This is a genomic window from Methylibium rhizosphaerae, assembly GCF_006386545.1.
In the GTDB taxonomy this organism is placed as follows: domain Bacteria; phylum Pseudomonadota; class Gammaproteobacteria; order Burkholderiales; family Burkholderiaceae_C; genus Pseudorivibacter; species Pseudorivibacter rhizosphaerae.
The window spans coordinates 134,460-154,620 of the sequence record NZ_SWAR01000004.1; the positions used below are offsets into that span (position 1 = coordinate 134,460).

The 20,161-nt window shown below is 68.5% G+C and carries 16 protein-coding genes; 4 read left to right on the forward strand and 12 right to left on the reverse strand.

Going from position 1 to position 20,161, the window contains the following annotated elements; translation table 11 throughout:
• Window position 1: 1 nt before the first annotated feature.
• The 4 genes from E8D38_RS04250 to E8D38_RS04265 form a co-directional block, all read right to left on the reverse strand.
• Complete coding sequence (locus E8D38_RS04250) at window positions 2-1,357, reverse strand: GH1 family beta-glucosidase (protein WP_140626493.1); 1,356 nt, start codon at window positions 1,355-1,357, stop codon at window positions 2-4.
• A gap of 34 nt (window positions 1,358-1,391) precedes the next feature.
• A complete protein-coding gene (locus tag E8D38_RS04255; RefSeq protein ID WP_219851640.1) occupies window positions 1,392-2,225 on the reverse strand; it encodes a carbohydrate ABC transporter permease in 834 nt (277 codons plus the stop codon).
• An 8-nt stretch (window positions 2,226-2,233) separates the two neighbouring features.
• Complete coding sequence (locus tag E8D38_RS04260) at window positions 2,234-3,208, reverse strand: carbohydrate ABC transporter permease (RefSeq protein WP_140626495.1); 975 nt, start codon at window positions 3,206-3,208, stop codon at window positions 2,234-2,236.
• Window positions 3,209-3,292: 84 nt separating this feature from the next.
• Entirely contained in the window at window positions 3,293-4,537 is a 1,245-nt protein-coding gene (locus E8D38_RS04265) for an extracellular solute-binding protein (protein WP_140626496.1), read from the reverse strand.
• 356 nt (window positions 4,538-4,893) lie between these two features.
• Between E8D38_RS04265 and E8D38_RS04270 the strand changes: the two genes are divergently transcribed.
• Window positions 4,894-5,943, forward strand: a complete 1,050-nt coding sequence (locus E8D38_RS04270; protein WP_246099353.1) for a LacI family DNA-binding transcriptional regulator — start codon at window positions 4,894-4,896, stop codon at window positions 5,941-5,943.
• 316 nt (window positions 5,944-6,259) lie between these two features.
• Here the strand turns inward: E8D38_RS04270 and E8D38_RS04275 are convergent, their stop codons facing one another.
• From E8D38_RS04275 to E8D38_RS04295, 5 genes are all read right to left on the reverse strand, one after another.
• The gene (locus E8D38_RS04275; protein ID WP_219851643.1) at window positions 6,260-7,273 is read right to left on the reverse strand and encodes an ATP-binding protein; all 1,014 of its coding nucleotides are present in this window, start codon (window positions 7,271-7,273) and stop codon (window positions 6,260-6,262) included.
• Window positions 7,274-7,293: 20 nt separating this feature from the next.
• Window positions 7,294-7,602, reverse strand: coding sequence for a hypothetical protein (locus E8D38_RS04280; RefSeq protein ID WP_140626498.1), 309 nt, complete (start codon window positions 7,600-7,602; stop codon window positions 7,294-7,296).
• A gap of 242 nt (window positions 7,603-7,844) precedes the next feature.
• Window positions 7,845-8,075, reverse strand: coding sequence for a hypothetical protein (locus E8D38_RS04285; protein ID WP_140626499.1), 231 nt, complete (start codon window positions 8,073-8,075; stop codon window positions 7,845-7,847).
• Between the two features lie 70 nt (window positions 8,076-8,145).
• Window positions 8,146-10,746: a cyanophycin synthetase gene (gene cphA, locus E8D38_RS04290; protein ID WP_140626500.1), complete on the reverse strand. Its 2,601-nt coding sequence runs from the start codon at window positions 10,744-10,746 to the stop codon at window positions 8,146-8,148.
• Window positions 10,746-12,911, reverse strand: a complete 2,166-nt coding sequence (locus tag E8D38_RS04295; RefSeq protein ID WP_140626501.1) for a cyanophycin synthetase — start codon at window positions 12,909-12,911, stop codon at window positions 10,746-10,748. The genes cphA and E8D38_RS04295 overlap by 1 nt, the downstream gene beginning before the upstream one ends.
• Before the next feature lie 140 nt (window positions 12,912-13,051).
• On the opposite strand from E8D38_RS04295, the gene E8D38_RS04300 reads away from it, so the two are divergent.
• Window positions 13,052-15,358 carry a cyanophycin metabolism-associated ABC transporter gene (locus E8D38_RS04300; protein WP_140626502.1) on the forward strand — a complete coding sequence of 769 codons (2,307 nt, stop codon included), beginning with the start codon at window positions 13,052-13,054 and terminating at the stop codon, window positions 15,356-15,358.
• Entirely contained in the window at window positions 15,355-15,828 is a 474-nt protein-coding gene (locus tag E8D38_RS04305; RefSeq protein ID WP_140626503.1) for a cyanophycin metabolism-associated DUF1854 family protein, read from the forward strand. The genes E8D38_RS04300 and E8D38_RS04305 overlap by 4 nt, the downstream gene beginning before the upstream one ends.
• A gap of 14 nt (window positions 15,829-15,842) precedes the next feature.
• On the opposite strand, the gene E8D38_RS04310 is transcribed toward E8D38_RS04305, so the two are convergent.
• Together E8D38_RS04310 and E8D38_RS04315 are read right to left on the reverse strand one after the other, a co-directional pair.
• On the reverse strand, window positions 15,843-16,739 hold the full coding sequence (locus E8D38_RS04310; protein ID WP_140626504.1) for an SDR family oxidoreductase: 897 nt from the start codon (window positions 16,737-16,739) through the stop codon (window positions 15,843-15,845).
• A gap of 73 nt (window positions 16,740-16,812) precedes the next feature.
• Window positions 16,813-17,034, reverse strand: a complete 222-nt coding sequence (locus E8D38_RS04315; RefSeq protein ID WP_140626505.1) for a hypothetical protein — start codon at window positions 17,032-17,034, stop codon at window positions 16,813-16,815.
• Window positions 17,035-17,216: 182 nt separating this feature from the next.
• On the opposite strand from E8D38_RS04315, the gene E8D38_RS04320 reads away from it, so the two are divergent.
• A complete protein-coding gene (locus E8D38_RS04320) occupies window positions 17,217-17,456 on the forward strand; it encodes a hypothetical protein (protein WP_140626506.1) in 240 nt (79 codons plus the stop codon).
• 4 nt (window positions 17,457-17,460) lie between these two features.
• On the opposite strand, the gene E8D38_RS04325 is transcribed toward E8D38_RS04320, so the two are convergent.
• Entirely contained in the window at window positions 17,461-20,157 is a 2,697-nt protein-coding gene (locus E8D38_RS04325; protein WP_140626507.1) for a CoA-binding protein, read from the reverse strand.
• Window positions 20,158-20,161: the final 4 nt, after the last annotated feature.

Sequence of the window (20,161 nt, forward strand, 5' to 3'; positions counted from 1 at the left end):
GTCAGAGGCCTCCTGCCAGCGCCGGCGCCGGACGCTGTGCGTTGAGCGTGGCCGCGCGTGCGGCGTCGATGTGGCCGTGGTACCAGTGGGCACTGTCCTTGAGGGTGCGGCGCTGGCTGGCGTAGTCCACGTGCACGAGGCCGAAGCGCTTGTCGTAGCCGGAGTCCCACTCGAAGTTGTCGAGCAGGCTCCAGTAGAAGAAGCCCCGCACGTCCACGCCCTCGGCCATGGCGGCACGCAGCGCCGCCAGGTGGCTGCGCATGTACTCGATGCGCTGCGCGTCGGCCACGCGGCCGCCTTCGAGCCGGTCGGCGCAGGCGATGCCGTTCTCGGTGACGTAGATGGGCGGCAGCTCGCCGTACTGGCGCTTCAGGCCCACCAGCAGCTCGGTCAGGCCCTGCGGCCAGTTCTCCCAGCCCATGTCGGACTCGCCGTGCGGCTTGGGCGGCGGCAGCCCTTCGCTGGAAGCCCAGATGCGGGTGTAGTAGTTGATGCCCAGGAAGTCGAGCTTCTGGCCGATGACCTTGAAATCGTTGTCATGAACCGCCGGATAAACCGACACGCCGGGAGCGGTGGGATACCTCCCCTTGAAGATCGGGTCCATGTACCAGCGCACGAACAGCGCGTACTCGCGCTCGGCCTTCTGGCGGTCGGCTTCGCTGTCGGTGGCCGCGGTGACCGACGACTGGTTCAGCACGATGCCCAGCGGCGCCCGCGTGCCGACTGCCCGCATGGCCTGCAGCGCCAGCCCGTGGGACAGCAGCAGGTGGTGCGACACCTGCGCGGCGATCTGCGCGTCCTGGATGCCGGGCGCGAACTTGCCCACCAGGTGGCCCAGCGTGGCGGTGCACCACGGTTCGTTGTGGGTGGCAATGGAGCCGAGCCGGTCGCCTAGGCGGCGGGCGACCTGCGCGGCATAGTCGGCAAAGCGCTGGGCGGTTTCGCGGTTCTGCCAGCCGCCCTGGTCCTGCAGGGCCTGCGGCAGGTCCCAGTGATAGAGCGTGGCATGCGGCTTGATGCCGCGCGCCAGCAGGGCATCGACCAGGCGGTCGTAGAACGCGAGGCCCTGCTCGTTCCAGGCGCCCTGCCCGAGCGGCTGCACCCGCGGCCATGCGATCGAGAAGCGATAGGCATCGACGCCGAGCGAGGCGATCAGCTCCACGTCGTCGCGCCAGCGGTGGTAGTGGTCGCAGGCCACGTCGCCGGTGTCGCCGTTCGCCGTGCGGCCGGGCGTGTGCGAGAAGATGTCCCAGATCGACGGGCCGCGCCCGTCCTCGTTGGCGGCGCCCTCGATCTGGTAGGCGCTGGTGGCCACGCCCCAGACGAAGCCGGGCGGGTACGGATGTGCAGCAGTCACTCGAAGGTTCCTTGGTCGAACGAGGTTGATACGGTCAGGACTTCACCGCGCCGGCGGTGAGCCCCTCGATGAGGCGGCGCGACGCGAACACGAACATCACGAGCAGGGGCAGCACGGCGATGGCCGAGCCGGCGCAGATGGCGCCCCACGGCACCTGGCCCGAGCCCTGCAGCGAGCGCAGCGCGAGCGGCACGGTGAACATCTCCATGTCGCGGATGACCACGAGCGGGCCGACGAAGTTGTTCCAGGAAGCGATGAAGGTGACGAGGCCGAGCGTGCCGAGTGCCGGGCCGATGAGCGGCAGCACCACGCGCCAGTAGATGCCGAACTCGCCGCAGCCGTCGATGCGCGCGGCATCGATCAGGTCGCGCGGAATGGCCGAGGCCATGTACTGGCGCATCAGAAAGATGCCCAGAGCGGCACAGGCCCCCGGCACGTAGAGCGCGCGCGGCTCGTTCATCCAGCCGAGCCAGCTCATGATCAGCGCGCTGGGGATCATGCCCACGAAGGCTGGCAGCAGCATGGTGGCCATGACCGCCGCGAACAGCGGCTCGCGGAAGCGGAACTCGTGCATCGCGAACGCATAGCCCGCCAGCGAACAGAAGAACAGGTTCAGCAGCGTGGAGGCGGCTGCCACGTAGACGCTCCAGCCCAGGTTGTGCCAGAAGTACGGCAGCTTCTCGAGCAGCAGGCGCAGGTTGTCGAGAAAGTTCGTGCCGAACCACAGCGGCGGCGGCAGCGAGAGGATCTCGCGGTCGCTGTGCGTGGCGAACACGAACATGAAGTAGAACGGCGCGAGCATCAGCACGGCGCCGGCCGCCAGCACGGCCAGCGAGAGGACGCGCTGCGGGTTCATGGGGTTGCTCATTGCCGCGCTCATGACTTCTGCCCCAGCAGGCGATGGTTGGCCCAGGTGGTGGCGCCGATCAGCAGGAACAGCAGCCAGGCCACGGCCGAGGCGGTGCCGAAGTCGCCGTCGACGAAGGCGGTGGCATACATGTGCATCGCCGCTGTCTTGCCGGCCTGGTCGATGCCGCCGGTGCCGCCGGTGAGGATGAACGGCTCCTCGAACAACTGCAGGTTGCCGATGATGGTGAGCGTGACCGCGAAGAACACCATGGGCTTGAGCAGCGGCAGCGTGATGTGGCGGAACTGCTGCCACGGTTTCGCGCCATCCATGGTGGCGGCCTCGTAGAGGTCGCGCGGGATGGTCTGCATGGCGCTCAGGTACAGCACCGCATTCCAGCCCACGTAGCGCCACCACACCACGAAGGCGATCATCCACTTGGTGTAGCCCGGCTGCGCCCAGTCCACCGGTGCGGCGGGGAAGAGCGCGCCGACCACCGGCCATTGCGACATCGACGTGAGCATCACGTTCACGATGCCGAAGTCGCGCGAGAACAGCGACGAGAACACCAGCGAGATCGCGACCGTCGACGTGATGAAGGGCAGGAAGTAGATGCCCACCACGGTGTTGCGCCAGCGGCCGAGCGCGGTGTGGAAGAAGAACGCGAGCGGCAGCGCGACGAGGTGCTGCGGCAGGCCCGACACGATGGCCAGCCACACCGTGTTGTAGAGCGACTTGTGGAACCAGTCGTCGTCGCGCAGGGAGTAGACGTAGTTGTCGAGTCCGACCCATCGCATCGCCTCGAGGCCTGCCGCCGGGTCCCAGCGATGGAACGACAGGACCATCGAGAACAGCAGCGGGAACAGGCCGAACACCAGGAACAGCACGAAGAACGGGCTGATGAAGAGATACGGCGCCCAGCGCTGCGGCAGCCAGCGGCGGCGCACGCGCGGGGCGGCAGCGGCGGCGGCAAGGACCTGGGGCGATGACGAGGTGGCCTGCATGTGAGGAATTTCGGGCGTAGGCAGCCCCCGCGAGCCGCGTGCGGCGGCTCGCCTGGAGGGCTTTTCAGTGCGAGGTCGGCGGCTTCAGCGGCGCACGCGGCGCGCGATCTGCGCCTGTGCGTCGGCGAGGGCGGTCTTCACGTCCTTGCCCTGCTCGAGCACCTTCTCGAGTTCGGCATTGACCACCTCGCGCGCGATCGGGTCGAGCTTGTTGACCGCGGTGGCCTTGATCTGGTCGGCCGCCTGCTTCCACTGCTGGCGCGCGGTCTGGCCGCCCAGGTATTCGATCGGCTCGTTGATGAAGCTGTCGTTCTGCGCTTCGAGCAGCGCGGGGAAGGCGTCGAGCTTGCGGAAGGCCTCGATCTGCATGTCCTTGTTGAGGGTCAGGAACTGGATGAAGTCCCACGCCTCCTTCTTCTGCTGTGCCTTCTTCGGGATGGCATAGAACGAGCCGCCCCAGGAGGCATAGGCACCGCCGGGCAGCTGGGCCGAGCGCCACTTGCCCTTCTGGTCGGGTGCGAGCCAGTTGTTCAGGTGGCCGGCCAGCCAGGCGCCCATCATCTGGGAGGCGATCTTGTCGCGCTTGAAGCCTTCGCTCCATTCGTTGGACCAGGCGTTGATCTTGCCGTCGATGCCGGCCACGCGGGCCGACTTTGCGAGCTCGAAGGCCTTCACGAAACGCGGCGTGGTGACCAGCGGGTTGCCCTTGGCGTCGAAGTAGATGCCCTCGCCGTCCTTGAGCCCCGAGCGGATGTAGATCGCCTGGATGTCGACCGCATTGCCGAGCATGTAGGCGCCGGTGGCGGCCTTCACCTTCTTGCCGGACTCGACGTAGGACTCCCAGCTCCTGGTCAGGTCGGCCTCCGAGACGCCGGCTTTTTCGATCAGGTCCTTGCGATAGAACAGCGCGCCCGGCCCGATGTCGGTGGGAACGCCGGCCAGCGCGCCGGCGCTGCTGGTGCCCTGCGGCACGCTGAACTTCGACAGCTTTGCCCGATGCTGCAGCGCGTTGTAGGGCGCCTTGCCCAGGTCTTCCAGGCCGCCCGACTCGGCGAACTTGCCAATGAAGTCGAAGTCCACCGCCATCACGTCGGGCAGGTTGGCGCCGGTGGCCAGCGCGGTGGTCATCGCGGTGTGGTGGTCGGGGTAGGCCAGGCTGGTGAGCTTGATCTCGACGTTGGGCTTCACCTTCTTGTACAGCGGGATCGCCGCCTTGACCGCACGGTCGAGGTCGGGAAAGGACGCCACCGTCACCACCGTCTGCGCATGGGCAGCGGTCGCGGCGAGCCACACGGCCGAAGCGGCCGCAAGCGTTGTCTTCAGTCTCATTGCCGGTCTCCTTTGATGCACTGGGTTTTGATGCACTGGGTTCTTTGGCATCGTTTTCATGATTGACCTGAAAAAGGCCGCAGGCGGCCCTGCAGCCTTCGTCGGCACCCTGGAAAATCCTTTGAAAAGGATTTCATCGTCAACGGGGCGGAGTGTCTTCCCCTGTGCAAGCGAGCGTCAAGGGCGTACCCCCGCTGAAACCGCGGGTTAAGGGAAAATCCCGAGGGGAGGGTTTGGTCATGAATTGGCAATCCTTGCCAACCGCAAAGCAGGTTCGGCTAGGTGATTGCTCGGTGCACGGCTGAAATCGTTGTCATAATTTCTGCCATTGCGACCCTCCAGACGAGAATCCCGAAGTGCCAGCCTCCCGCTCCAGAGCCCGTCCTGCCCCCGCCCCCGTCGCCCCGGCCGGGCCGACCACGGTGATCGACGTGGCCCGCGTGGCCGGCGTGTCGGCCAGCACGGTGTCGCGCATCCTCAACGGCACGGCCCGGGTGGCCGACAGCAAACGCGCCGCGGTGGAAGAGGCGATCCGCCGGCTCGACTTCCGCCCCAACCTCTCGGCCCGCAGCCTGAAGATGGGCACCACCATGACGGTGGGCATCCTGGCGCAGGACATCGAAAGCCCGTTCTTCACCCGGGCGATGCGCGGCATCGAGGAAGGCCTGGCCGACAGCGGCTATGCGCCCATCATCGTGAGCGGCCACTGGAATGCCGTCGAGGAAGCGCAGCGCATCCGCCTGCTGATGGCGCGCCGCATCGACGGGCTGGTGATCCTGACCGGCCACCTGGCCGACGAGCAGATCGCCGAGTTCGCTCGCCACCAGCCGATCGTGGTGACCGGCCGCAAGCTGCGGCACGACCACAACCTGGTGGCCACCTGGCTCGACCAGACCGAAGCCGGCTACCTGGCCACCCGCCACCTGCTTTCGCTGGGCCATCGCCGCATCGCCCACATCGCGGGCCCGCGCGACCATGGCGATGCGGTGGACCGGCTGGCCGGCTACAACCGCGCCCATGAAGAAGCGAACCTGAAACCCGACCCGGCGCTGGTGACGCAGGGCGACTTCCTGGAAAGCGGCGGCCTGCTGGCGATGAACCGGCTGCTCGACAGCGGCGCGCCGTTCACCGCGGTGTTCGCTGCCAACGACCAGATGAGCTACGGCGCACGCATGGCGCTGTACCGCCGCGGCATCCGCGTCCCCGACGACGTCTCCATCGTCGGTGTGGACGACCTCCCCGCCTCGGCCTATGTGACGCCGCCGCTCACCACGGTGCGACAGCCGATCTACGAGATCGGCCTGTTTGCCGCCCGTGCGCTGCTGCACATGCTGGGCCAGCGGGTCGAGCCGGTGGACGTGCCGCCGCTGGAACTCATCGTTCGGGAAACGACGCGGCGGCTGTAGGGCGCCCCTGCGAAAGCGCAAGCCGGGTTCCCACTGCGGTGGTGACCAGCAAATGCTAGTCACACAAGTGGTTGTTCTATAAGCCTTTTTTTGTTGTCCAGCGAATTGCTAAGCAAGTCGCTAAGCATCCTGCACCCCGAAGTCGCGCAAGCGATACCTCCGGTTCTTGCCGCTACCTTCAATATCGAGAAACCCTCCCGGGCCACTCCAGCGCGACAGCAGGCGCGAAGCTTCGACTGTCGCGGACGGGGATTCCCCCAGACCCAGCAAACCGCGTAGCTCCCTGTTGCCGATGGAGCCATGGTCACGCAGGTACTCACGCGTCATCTCGGCATATCTCACGGGATTCAGGCCTCGCGATCGGGTGTACGCCGCCTTGCCCTTGAGCGCGGTAGCCACCCCCTTTGGCAAGGTGATACGTCGCCGTCATCGTGTGACCGCGCCGCTCCAGCAGGCCCAATTCTGCGGAAGCCATCACCTCCAGTGCGGCTCTTGCCTCGTCGCGCTCCAACTGCAGCACTTCATGGGCTGCGGCAACGTCGATGAAGTCTGTGCGCAACAAGGCATCGAGCACCAGCAGGTGGTCCAGCGTCACTGGGGCACCCCTGGCATCGAGCTCCGAAACTATGCGAGCCAGTCTCGGGTTAGCACCTCTGTTGAAGATCCGCAGCGTCACTGAATGAGCATCGCTGGCGTAAATCGGACGCCGCTTCCCGTATCTCAAGACCGAGCGATAGATACGCTTGCGACCAACGCCGGAGGACTCCACCAGCCTCAGCTTCACAAACGCATTGGCGAGCGTGCGATTGCGTGCTCTCGGTTCATGTCGAAGGATGTTCTCCGGGGTGATACCGGCAATGAAGCCACCGGGACTCACGATGACAAGTTCGTCCACCGAATGCTTGATCAACACTTCCCCTGGGTCTGTGTAGTCGCGGTGCGTCAATGCATTGAGCACACCTTCGCGCACCGCTTCGATCGGGAACTGCGGAATACGCAGTTTGAACAAGCCCAGTTGCACTTCCTCTTCTGGATTGAGCGGGCCCTCAAACACGTTGTCTATGCGTTCGACGATCTCCAGCAGTGGCAGGCGGTCCACATCGTTGCGTGCCACCGTCGTTTCGTCACGTAGCAACACATAGTGGAACTGAGCCTGAGGGCAGCGAGAGGCCAACACGTCCCTGCGTCCGAACAGCAACAGCCCAGTATGGGTAACTCGGCCGTCACGCACAGCTTCGAGACCCGCCAAGAACTCATCGTCCCCCAGATCCAGCAAGGGGGAGGTTGCCGCCTTGGAGCGGAGAAAATTGCGCGCACGCTCTATCTGCACGCGATCAAGCTCGCCGATGCTTACGCATCAGCGGCTTGGCCGCTCCAGTCCAGCGCCCCAGAACTCCAGCGCGTCCGCGCGAAGACTTGCGGATCCAAAGGCATGCAGTTCTTGCCTTCACGCTGTTTGAACAATCCCGCAGTGGTGCCATAGGGCATGTGTGAACCTTCCGGAACCCGCACTACGAGCAACTGGCCTGAGCCTTCTGGCACCGTCAAGACAGAGACCTGCGCACTCAAGGACGGTGATGTTCCCTCGTAGATACCGCGACGGAACACATCCACGTCGAAGCCCTTGGCGCCGTGAATGGCCTTTGCGCGACCAGTCACTCGATCATCCACACCTCCAACCGGGCAAGCAGCACGTGCAAGTCGGAATCAGCGGGTAGGCTCAACCAAAGCTCCTCGACGATGGGGCCCGTAAGACACAACTTATCGGCGGTAGGCTCAGAGCGCTCCCTCGCGCTCAAACTCTTATGCGTCGCGCCACACCAGGCAGCGACCGTCGAGAGGATACCGTCTGCCACGAGGCAAACGCTGGTGCTGCGACTACACCAGCGCGCCGCGACACATCAATTCCCGCGATCGTCGCCTCGCTTCGTGCCCGCGGTATCGCTACCGGGGCCATTCCCCGCCTGGTTCATGGGAGGCGGCGTGCGATTCGGCGCCGAGCGCGCCCGGTGCGGCACGGTGTACGACTCGGCATGGCCCATCGCTTCGTCGAGGTTCTCGCGTTCCTCGATGCGGGCCCGGGCTTCGCGAACGGGCTTGCCCGGTCCGGAGGGTGCGTTCGAATTCGGCATGGCTTGCTCCTGTGGTTGGGCATGGGCCGTTGCCTGGCCCAGCCCTCCCGTTGCGGCAAGCCGCGTACCCTCAGCCGGCGGTCGCGGCCGACACGCGCTGCTCCAGGTGAGCCAGCGCCTCTTCCACCTGGTCCACCAGCACCAGGCACAGGTCGCCCGGCTGCAGTCGCTCGAGGGCGGTGTCGATGGCGATGAACTCGCCGCGGATCTCGAGCACTTCGCGGGTGCGCGAGGCACCCTGCAGGCCTTCGCGCAGCAGCGCGATCACCTCGCCGTCCTCGCGCCCGCGCTGGCAGGCGTCCTGGTAGAGGATCACGTCGTCGAAGGCACGGCCGAGGATCTGCGTCTGCTCGCGGATGTCTTCGTCGCGCCGGTCGCCGGCGCCGCTGATGACCACCGAGCGGCGCTTCGCCGGCATGGCCTCCACCGCCTGCACCAGCGCCACCATGGCGTCGGGGTTGTGCCCGTAGTCGGCGATCACGGTGGCGCCGCGGTAGTCCATCACGTTGAAGCGGCCCGGCACGCTGGCCGCGTCGCTCACGAAGCTCGCCAGCCCGCGGCGCACGGTGTCCCAGTCGAGCCCCACGCCCCAGGCCGCCGCCACGGCGGCCATGACGTTCTCGACCTGGAAGCCGATGGCGCCGTTGCGGGTGAGCGGGATGTCGCGCAGCGGCAGGCTCTCGCGCCACGCGCCTTCGGCCGCGACGATGGCATCGCCGTCGACGAACACGGTGCGCTTGCCCTGCGCGCGGTGCGTCACCATGAGCGGGTGCGAACGGTCGGCGGCGAAGTAGATCACGCTGCCCGGGCATTCGGAGGCCATCGCCGCGACGATCGGGTCGGCCGCGTTGAGCACCGCATAGCCCTTGGGCGCCACGTTCTGCACGATCACGCGCTTGAGCACCGCGAGGTCCTCGACGGTGGTGATGAAGTTGAGGCCCAGGTGGTCGCCCTTGCCGAGGTTGGTGACCACCGCGACCTGGCAGCGGTCGAAGCCCAGGCCTTCGCGCAGGATGCCGCCGCGCGCCGTCTCGAACACCGCCGCATCCACGTCCGGATGCATCAGCACGTTGCGTGCGCTCCTGGGGCCGGAGCAGTCGCCGCTGTCGGTCTGCCGGCCGTTGATGTGCACGCCGTCGGTGTTGGTCATGCCCACGCGCAGGCCGCTGGTGGCGAACAGGTGCGCGATCAGCCGGGTGGTGGTCGTCTTGCCGTTGGTGCCGGTCACCGCCACCACCGGGATGCGGCCGTTGTCGTGCTCGCGGCCGTGATGGCCGTGCAGCGGGCCGTACAGGTGGTTGATGACGGCCTCGCCCACGTTGCGTCCCTTGCCGTACGACGGCGAAAGGTGCATGCGCAGGCCCGGGGCGGCGTTCACCTCGACGATGCCGCCCGACTGTTCTTCCAGCGGGCGCAGCACGGTCTCGCACACCACGTCGACGCCGCAGATGTCGAGCCCGACCATCTGCGCCGCCGCCACCGCGCGCGCCGCCACTTCCGGGTGCACGTCGTCGGTCACGTCGGTCGCGGTGCCGCCGGTGGACAGGTTGGCGTTGTTGCGCAGCACGACGCGGCGGCCTTTCTCGGGCACCGACTCGGGCTTCAGGCCCTGCACGTCGAGGCGCGCGATCGCGATGTCGTCGAAGCGGATCTTGGTGAGCGAGGTGGCATGCCCGTCGCCGCGCCGCGGGTCGGCGTTCACCTGGTCGACCAGCTGGCGCACCGTGTGCTTGCCGTCACCCACCACCAGGGGCGGGTCGCGGCGCGCCGCGGCCACCAGCTGGTTGCCCACCACCAGCAGCCGGAAGTCGCTGCCCGGCAGGTATTTCTCGACCATCACCTCGCCGATCTCGGCGGCGGCGCGGTAGGCGATCTCCAGCTGCTCGCGGGTCACGATGTTCACCGTGACGCCCTTGCCCTGGTTGCCGTCCTGCGGCTTGAGCACCACCGGCAGGCCGATCTCCTGCGCCACCACCCAGGCGTCCTCGACGTCCTTCACCGGCCGGCCCAGCGGCACCGGCACGCCAGCGGCATGCAGCAGCTTCTTGGTGAGGTCCTTGTCCTGCGCGATCGATTCGGACACAGCGCTGGTACTGTCCACCTCTGCGGCCCAGATGCGGCGCTGCTTCGAGCCCCAGCCGAACTGCACCAGGCTGCCTTCGGTGAGCCGGCGCCACGGGATGCCGCGTGCCGCGGCGGCGGTGACGATGGAGCCGGTGCTCGGGCCCAGGCGCACGTCTTCGTCGAGCTCGCGCAAGGCCTTGAGCGCCGCGGCCACGTCGAAGGCCGGGCCGCCTTGCGCCGCGGCCACCAGGGCCTGCGCATACTCGAAGGCCAGCCGGCCCACCGGTTCCTCGGTGTATTCGACGACCACCTGGTAGATGCCGTCTTCGACCGTGGCGGTGGTGCGCGAGAAGGTCACCGGGCAGCCGGCCTGCGCCTGCAGCGACAGCGTCGCCGCTTCCAGCACATGGGCCAGCGACAGCGGCACGCCGGCCGCGCCGGGTCGCAGTGCGCCGATCGCCGGGAACAGCTCGCGCAGGCGCTTCTCGAACCCTGGCATGTCGGCCAGGGAGCGCTCGCCCGGCGTGCAGGCGACGATGGCTTCGATGGCCGTGTGACGGCTCCAGAGGTTGGGGCCACGCAGGGCCCTGATGCGTGAAACTTCCATCAGGCTTCCGGGGAATAGGTCTCGATGCCGGCGGCGATCAGTTCAGGGGAAATGCCGAAGGCCCAGGCGGCCGCCACGGCCGCGACCAGCGCATGGGCGCCCAGGCGGGCATGGCTGCAGGCGGCCGACACCGAAGGGCCGATCGTCTTGGTGAGGCCGGTGGCGAACACGATGCGGTCGTTGCGCACCAGCACCGCGCGGCCGCCCTTCTCGCGGTGCTCGGCAATGGCGGCGGCCGCGGCGGCGTTGTCTTCGGCCGCGTAGAAGACCACCTCGCCGTCGCACAGCTCGGCCAGCTCGGCCACGCGGGCATCGGCGGCGTTCAGCACGCCGGCGCCGTCACCCAGCACCACGTCGATCTGGGTGCGCAGCACCTTGGTCATCTGTTCGGGCTCGCGCAGGTCGTAGTGCGCCAGCGCTTCCACGCCGTCCATGTCGGTCACCATGCCGACCTGGCAGCGGTCGTAGGCCAGCCCGTCGCGCAGGATCAGCTCGGGCGTGTTCTCGAACACGGCGGCGGTGACCTCGCGGTTCATCAGCACACGCTGGCCGGCCTCCCACCTGACGCAGTCACCGCGTTCGACGCGGCGGCTGCCCAGCCACAGGCCTTCGCGGCAGGCCAGGCCGACATGCCGGCCCGACAGGTGGATCAGCCAGGCGACCAGCCGGGCGATGGTGGCGGTGTCGCGCGAGCCGGCAACGCCCACGATGGGGATGCGGCCGGTTTCGTGCTCGGCGAACAGGTGGTCGACGATAGAGCGGCCCACCGGGCGGGGCGTGCCTTCGGCCGGCTTCAGGTGCATGAGCAGGCCCGGCCCGGCGTTCACCTCGACGAGGGCGCCGCCCTGCGCGGCCAGCGGCTTCGAGATGTCTTCGCACACCAGGTCGACGCCGGCGATGTCCAGGCCCACCACGCGGGCGGCCAGCGACACGACGTGGTCGACCTCGGGGTGCACGTGGTCGGTGCAGTCGATGGCGACATTGCCGTTGCGCTGGATCAGCACCTTGCGGCCGGCCCCCGGCACCGAGGCCGGCATGAGCCCCTGCCGCTGCAGGTCCGACAGGATGGCGCCGTCCTCGGCCGCCTTCAGCCGCGCCAGCGGGAAGTCCTCGTTATCGCCGCGGCGCGGGTCGGAATTGATCTGGGCGTCGATCAGCTCGTTCACCGTGAGCCGCCCGTCGCCGGTGACCCAGGCGGTCTCGCCGCGGGCCGCGGCCACCACCTTGCCGCCCACTACCAGAAGGCGGTGCTCCTCGCCGCGGATGTACTGCTCGACGATGACCTCGCTGCCATGCTGCTCGGCCAGCGTGTAGGCGGCTTCCACGTCGGCCTGGGTGCGCAGGTCAAGCACCACGCCGCGGCCGTGGTTGCCGTCGGAAGGCTTCACCACCACCGGCAGGCCGATGTCCTGGGCGGCCTCCCAGGCCTCGGCCGGGCTCTTGACCAGCTGGCCCTCGGGCACCGGCACGCCGCACGACTTCAGCAGCGTCTTGGTGAGGTCCTTGTCGCAGGCGATGTTCTCGGCAATGGCACTGGTGCGGTCGGTCTCGGCCGTCCAGATGCGGCGCTGCCTGGCGCCGTGGCCCAACTGCACCAGGTTGCCGTCGTTCAGGCGGATGTGCGGGATGCGCCGGTCGGTCGCGGCGGCCACGATGGCGGCCGTGCTGGGGCCGAAGTAGGAGTCGTCCACCTGCTCGCGGATCTTCTCGACCGCCGCCGGCACGTCGAACGGCTCGTCGTTGATCGCCGCCATGAGCAGCCGGTGGCCGTGTTCGAGCGCGGTGCGGGCGACCTGCTCGTCGCGGGCGCGGAACACCATGCGGTACAGGCCGTGCTGCGAGGTGCTGCGCGTCTGGCCGAAGCCGGTGGGCATGCCGGCCAGGTTGAGCAGCTCGATCACCACATGCTCCAGCACGTGGCCGCACCAGGTGCCTTCGGTCAGCCGCTGCAGGAAGCCGCCGCGCTCGCCGACGCCGCAATGGTGTTCCGTCAGGGCCGGCAGCATGGCCACCAGGCGGTCGTTGCAGCCGGGCAGCTTGTTCGACGGGAAGTCCTCGAGCTTGCCGAGGTCCAGCCAGGTTTCGAGGACCGACCGGTAGGTCCAGATGTTGGGGCCGCGCAGGTAGTTCACGCGCAGCAGCTTGATGTCTTCGAACTTGCTCATCGTCTGGACTTCTGGGGGAATGCCCGCAATGCTGCGGCAGGCCGAGATTGTGCGCCCTGTCGGGGGTCGCGCCGGGGTGGCGCATGGGTGAAAATCCGCGCCCCGGCGAGCCTGAAGTCTGCCCGCTGCAAACCCACACAATGCAACAACTTCTTCCAGCCCCTGCCCCCGGTGCAGGCGGCGCCGAGTGGCCCCTCGGCCCCGACGAAAACGTCCTCGCCAGCCTGGAGGTTGACCTCGACGCGGCGCTGCGCTTCGCCCGCGGTGAACTCCTGCTCACCCAGCGGCGCCTGCTCTCCCGCGAGGCGGGCAGCGGCCAGCGGCGCGAATGGGCCCTGGCGGCGGGCCATTCGCTGCGCCACTTCGACCATGCCGGCGTCGGCACGCTGGAGCTGCACGATGAACACCGCCGCCTGGCCGTGTGGCACTACACGCTGGGCGCCAACGTGCAGGCGCTGCGGCTGCTCAAGCTGTTCGAGCAACAGATCGATTCATTGAAGACCGGCCTGTCGCCAATCGGCGACGAGGTCGCGCTGTGCCCGACCTGCAAGGCGCCGCTGCCGTCCGACAGCGACGAATGCCCCGCCTGCGCGCGCGAACTGCAGGCGCCGCCCTCGACCTGGGTGCTGCTGCGGCTGTGGCGTTTCGCCCGCCCCTACCGCCACCAGCTGCTGCTGGGCTTCCTGCTCACGCTGGCCTCCACCGCGGCGACGCTGGTGCCGCCCTATCTCACCATCCCGCTGATGGACAACGTGCTGATCCCGTTCCAGAACGGGCAGCAGATCGAGACCCGCTACGTGCTCGTGCTGCTCAGCGGCCTGCTGGGTGCGGCGCTGTTCGCCTGGGGCTTGAGCTGGTGGCGCACCTGGCTGCTGGCGCTGGTGTCCGAACGCATCGCGGCCGACCTGCGCACCGCCTCGTTCGAGCACCTGCTGCAGCTGTCGCTCGACTACTTCGGCAGCAAGCGCACCGGCGACCTGATCTCGCGGGTCGGCTCGGAAACCGACCGCATCTCGGTGTTCCTGTCGCTGCATGCGCTCGACTTCGCCACCGACGTGCTGATGATCGGCATGACCTCGGTGATCCTGTTCTCGATCAACCCGTGGCTGGCGCTGGTGACGCTGCTGCCGCTGCCCTTCATCGCCTGGATGATCCACGTGGTGCGCGACAAGCTGCGCACCGGCTTCGAGAAGATCGACCGGGTGTGGGGCGACGTGACCAGCGTGCTGGCCGACACCATCCCCGGCGTGCGGGTGGTCAAGGCGTTCGCGCAGGAGCGCCGCGAAGCGCAACGCTTCCGCGAAGCCAACAGGCACAACCTCGAGGTGAACGACCGGCTCAACAAGACCTGGAGCCTGTTCTCGCCCACCGTGTCGCTGCTCACCGACGTGGGTCTGCTGGTGGTGTGGGCCTTCGGCATCTGGCAGGTGAGCCAGAGCCACATCACGGTGGGCGTGCTGTCGGCCTTCATCGCCTACATCGGCCGCTTCTACGGCCGGCTCGACTCGATGAGCCGCATCGTCTCGGTGACGCAGAAGGCCGCGGCCGGCGCCAAGCGCATCTTCGACATCCTCGACCATGTGTCCAACGTGCCGGAGCCGGCGCAGCCGGTGCCCATCCGGGCGCTGCAAGGCGGCATCGAGATGCGCAACATCGGCTTCCGCTACGGCCCCCGCTCGGTGATCCGCGGCCTCGACCTCACCATCGAGCCGGGCGAGATGATCGGCCTGGTGGGCCACAGCGGCTCGGGCAAGAGCACGCTGGTCAACCTGATCTGCCGCTTCTACGACGTGACCGACGGCGCCATCCTGGTCGACGGCACCGACATCCGCCGCTTCGGCGTGTCCGACTTCCGCCGCCACATCGGCCTCGTGCTGCAGGAGCCCTTCCTGTTCTTCGGCACCATCGCCGAGAACATCGCCTACGGCAAGCCGGACGCCACGCGCGAGGAGATCGTGGCCGCGGCACGGGCCGCGCATGCGCACGAGTTCATCCTGCGGCTGCCGCAGGGCTACGACTCGCTGGTGGGCGAACGCGGCCAGGGGCTGTCGGGCGGCGAGCGCCAGCGCATCTCGATCGCCCGCGCGCTGCTGATCGACCCGCGCATCCTGATCCTCGACGAGGCGACGTCCAGCGTGGACACCGAAACCGAGAAGGAAATCCAGAAGGCGCTCGACAACCTCGTGCAGGGCCGCACCACCATCGCCATCGCGCACCGCCTGTCCACCCTGCGCAAGGCCGACCGCCTGGTGGTGATGGACCGCGGCCAGGTGGTCGAGGTCGGCCCGCACGACGAACTCATGGCCCGGCAGGGCGCCTACTGGCGCCTCTATGAAGCGCAGGCGCGGCGCGTGGACGCCGAAGAAGACGAAGACCTCGACACCCCCACGCAGGTGCAGGTGGCGCAGATCGCCAGCCAGGTGCCGGCGGTGCGGAGCAGTTCATGAACCAGGCCCCTTCCTTCTCGCTGGAGCGCAACGCCTTCGGCCGCCTCGTGCTCACCCTGCCCGGCGGCGAGCCGCAGGCCGGCGTGGTGCCGGTGCGCGCCTTCCCGATCGCAGCGCCCGACGAAGGGCTGTCGCTGGTGGGCGCCGACGGCCACGAGCTTCTGTGGATCGACCGCATCGACATGCTGCCGGCGGCGACCCGCGCACTCATCGAGGAAGAACTCGCCACCCGCGAGTTCGTGCCGGTGGTCAGGCGCATCAGGAGCGTGTCCACCTTCGCGACGCCCAGCACCTGGGTGGTGGAAACCGACCGCGGCGACACGCAGTTCGTGCTCAAGGGCGAAGAAGACATCCGCCGGCTCGAAGCCGGGCGGCTGCTGATCGCCAGCAGCCACGGCATCCAGTTCCTGGTGCCGGACCGCTTTGCCCTCGACCGCCATTCGAAGCGGCTGCTCGAACGCTTTCTCTGAAGCCCGCCGGGTCCTCAGTGCCGCAGGCCCGAGGACCCGTGGGTGCGACCGCTTTCGCCCGGCCGGTACAGGGTGCCCTCGGGGTGCCGCGGCGGCTCGTCGCGCTGCTGGCGGCCGGCCTGGCGGGCCGCCATCTTGTCGCCCAGTGACGGCGCCACCTTGGCCATCGCGGTGTTGAGGGTGGCCATCGCGCCCACCTTCACATCGCGCCCGCCTTCCGTCGCCGCCTTCAGGATCGCCTCGGCGACGTCCTGCGGGTCGATCTGCGGCGTGGGCAGCTTGGGCTCGCTGCTCATGTAATTGCGCGCATGTTCGGGGTATGGCGTGTCCACCGCGGTCGGCTGGATCAGCGTGATGGACACCGGCGCCTCGTCGAGCTCCTCGACCTCGACCCTCAGTGCATCGGTGAAGCCCTTCACCGCATGCTTCGAGGCGGTGTACATGCCCTGCAGCGGGATGATCGCCTCGGACACCTCGCTGCCCACGTTGATGAGCGCGCCGCCGTTGGGCCGCAGGTGGCGCAGCGCGACCAGCGAGCCGTACACCGTGCCCCAGAAGTTGGTCTCGAACAGCCGCCGGCTGTCGCCGTCGCTCACTTCCTCGAGCCGCCCGTAGATGGCCACGCCGGCGTCGTTGACCCAGGTGTCGATGCGGCCGAAGCGCAGGATCGCCGCCTCGGCGGCCAGTTCCAGCGCTTCGCGGCTCGCCACGTCGCCCGGCACCGCGATCGCTTCCGCCCCTTGCGCCTGCAGGCGCGCGGCGATCTCCTGCAGCGTCCGCTCGCTGCGTGCCACCAGCACCAGCTTGGCGCCGCGCTGGGCGGCGAGTTCCGCCGTGGCCAGGCCAATGCCGCTGGAGGCACCGGTGATGACGATGACCTGCTTGTCGATGGGCTTGAAATGGAAAGACATGCGTGCTCCTTCGTGAACGTAGGTTGGGTGTCACGAAGGGCGGCAATCGGCGTGCACGCCGTCCGGGCGTGGGTCAGCCCTTTGGCGCGGCGGCACCCGATGGTTCGATGCCCGGCGGATCATCCGGCGCGTCGAGCCCGGCACCGGGGTCTTCTTCGCCCGCCACCGACTCGGCGGAGATGTCCACCGGCTCCGGGTTGTGCGAGCCGGTGGTGTCCACCGGCAGTACGGGTTGCGTGGGTTGTGCGGGTGGCGCGGGGCGCGTCTGGGGAGGTTGCTGCTGCGCGGGGGCCATGGCGCTTCCTTGGCTGCTGCGGGGTTTGCATGGTGGTGCAAACCACATACCCGGCATCCCGGCGTGGACGCTCGTGAAGCGAGCAGCGCTTGTGCGCCTCCTCCTACCGCCTTCGGGTCGCGTGGCCGATAGGCCCGAGCCGCAGGGCCTGCTGCAATGGTCCGGACTCGAAGGAGCAAACCATGGCAAGCAACACACAACCCAAGGAAGACCAGGCCCGGCAACTGGGCGACACGGCCGCTGAGTCCGCCGGCGTGCACCCGGTGGGCACGGCGATCGGCGCCATGCTGGGCGCCATCGTCGGGGCGCTGTGCGGCATTGCGGCGGGGCCGGTCGGCAGCCTGTTCGGCGCCGTGGCCGGTGCCGTGGCCGGCGGTGTGCTGGCCTCGTTCAGGGGCACACCGCCGGCCGGGCGGCGATAAGGCCTCAGGCCACGAAGCGGCACAACGACGCCGGCGTGCGCGTGTCCATGTTGCGGCCGCGGTTCATGTGGTCGTCGACCTCGGCCGCGCAGCCGAGCATGCGCGGGTACAGGAAGATGGTGAACGCGGCCGTCTCGAGTTCGCGCTCGCCGATGTCGCCGCGCTGGAAGGGCCGCCACAGCATCTTGAGCAGCAGCGCTGCGATCACCGCGTCGACATTGACGCAGTAGACGTTGCGCGACACGCCGGCTTCGGCCAGGGCCTGCACCAGCTCGCGGTAGTAGGCATGGAAGACGTTGTATTCGCCGCGGCTTTGCAGCAGCTCGGCGATGAAGACCTCGCGCGGGTCGAAGTTCACCGGCTTGTCCTTGAACACCGGGTGGTTCACGCCGGGGATCTTGGCAATGTCCAGGCTGCCGAGGGTCTTGCGCTGCGCCTTGTATTGCGCATATCGGGCGGCGGTGCCCGCGGCCAGGGCCTTCAGGTCGACGCCGTGGCCGGCGTCGCTCGGGTCGGCCAGGCCGCTGCCCTCGAATTGCTGGTTCAGGAAGGCGATGCCTTCATAGCCGTTGCCGCCGTGCGTGTAGCCGGTGTGCGTGAGGAAACCGATCAGGGCCTTGTTGAGCTGCACGCGTTCCGGGCTCTCCGGGCCGTCGGCCGACACCGCGCCCTTGGCCCCTTGCGCCGAGATGGCGCCTGGGCCGTTGGTGAGCAACAGGCCAACCAGCGTCTGGAAGGCGAACAGGTCATCGTCGGCCGGAGCCCGGCCGAGCAGCGCAGCAAAGGCGACCTCGGCCAGGCTGCTTTCGCCCAGCAGCGCGGCATTCTCGAAGCCGCAGAAGCGTTGCGGCTCGTGCCGCGACGCGTCGGCCGAGGCGCCGATCAGCGTGCCGAACAGCCGCACCCACCACGGCAGGCTTTCCGCCGTGAGGCGCGACAGCCGCTTGGCCATGAGCGGGTTCCAGGCCAGGCTCGTGGTCACGGCGGCCAGCACGGCATCGGCCGTCGGGTGGCCGGGCAGGCTGGTGAGCCAGCGCACGAACACCGACTCGGCCCGGCGCGATCGCAGCGCTGCCAGCAGCGCCAGCGCACGTTCATCGGGCGCGGCGCCGAACAGCGGTTCGCTGCCGCTGATCTCGACACGTGCGACATCGAAGCCCGCATCCGCCGCATCGACCAGGCCGGCCGCCGAGAAGCGGTCGATCATCAGGCGCGCCGCCTCGCGCGCAGCCTCCTGCCGGCGCGGGCCGACGATGGCCGCGGCGGCAGCCAGCACCGCATTGGGCGCATTGCCGGCTTCGCGCGAGGCCTGCGCCGCGGCCAGCTCCGGGGTGCCGTGCAGGTTGCAGAACGCGGCCACCGCGGCGGCCATGAGCCGGTGATCGTTGGCGCTGCCCGGATGCTGCAGCAGCGCGAGGCAGGCATTGGCTTCCAGCGACTGCGTGGCCGCATCGAGCATCGACACGCCATGCAGACTGCTCACCTGCGTGACCGCGTCCATCAGGGAGGCGCCCGAGGCGTCCTTCATCGGCTGGCGGGGCGCAATGGCGCCCACCTGCCGGTTCACCCGCGCGATCTGCTCGTTGTAGGGCGCGATGGCCTCCACCACCGGCAGCGCGAGCTCGGGCGGCAGCACGCCCTGGTCGGCGCCGAACCACGGCTTGAGCGCGAGGCTGCCTTCAGGCGGGAAGTCGGGCAGCGTGGCGTTGGCACGCATCACCGCGGTCAGCGCGGCCGGGATGTGCGCGATGTTGGTGACCAGCGCGCCCTTGGCCGAGAACACCGGCGTCTCGGGGGTGAAGATCGCATCGACGCCGAACTTGTCCATGAACCAGCGCTCCTTGGCGAGCGCGTCGTCGCTGCCGCCGGCCATGGCGCCGGCATGGCCGACCGCGCGGGTCAGCTTGCTCTTCCAGCGGCCGACCACGCAGGCGACCACCGGCTTGCTGAACTGCGCATCGAGCTCGTAGTAGCCGCCCGGCTCGCAATACAGCACCGCGGCCTTGCTGCGTGCGTCGTTGGCCAGCGCAAAGGCGAACTCGGGCGCGGCGTAGTGGATGTAGACGTCCTTGCCGCTGGAGATCACGGTGGTGGTGCCCCAGCCCGCCAGCCGCAGGTACTGCGCGATGGTGGTGGAGAAGCCGCCGGAGTTGGAGAAGATCGCGACCGAGCCCGGCCGCAGCGTGTCGCCGGGGTTGTCGCCACCGAGCGCGCCGCCGATGCGCACCTGGTTCCAGGCGTCGGCCACGCCCAGGCCGTTGGCGCCGAAGATGTCGACGCCGCGCTGCTGGCCCATCGCGCGGATCTCGCGCGCGTCGTGCACGGCGATCTTCTCGGTGATGATGAAGATCTTCTTCAGCTCCGGGTTCACGCGGATCAGCTCGGCGACGCCGTCGCGCGCGGCCGAGGGCGGCAGGTAGACCACGCCGCAGTTGAACCGGTGCCCGGCCTCCAGCCCTTCGCGCACGTTGTTGAACACCGGGATGGGGCCTGCCGGCGTTTCGAGCACCTGCCCGCCCTTGCCCGGCGCGGTGCCGAACACCACGTTGCCGCCCGAATAGGCATGGCTCACCGGCGTGACGTCGCTTGACTCGCCGCCCAGGATGTTGAGCACGCACACGCGGTCGTCGCGCGACGCCACCTGCGACAGCGAGCTGATGCCGACGAAGTACTTGAAATCACCCACGCTCTGACGGTCCATGGTT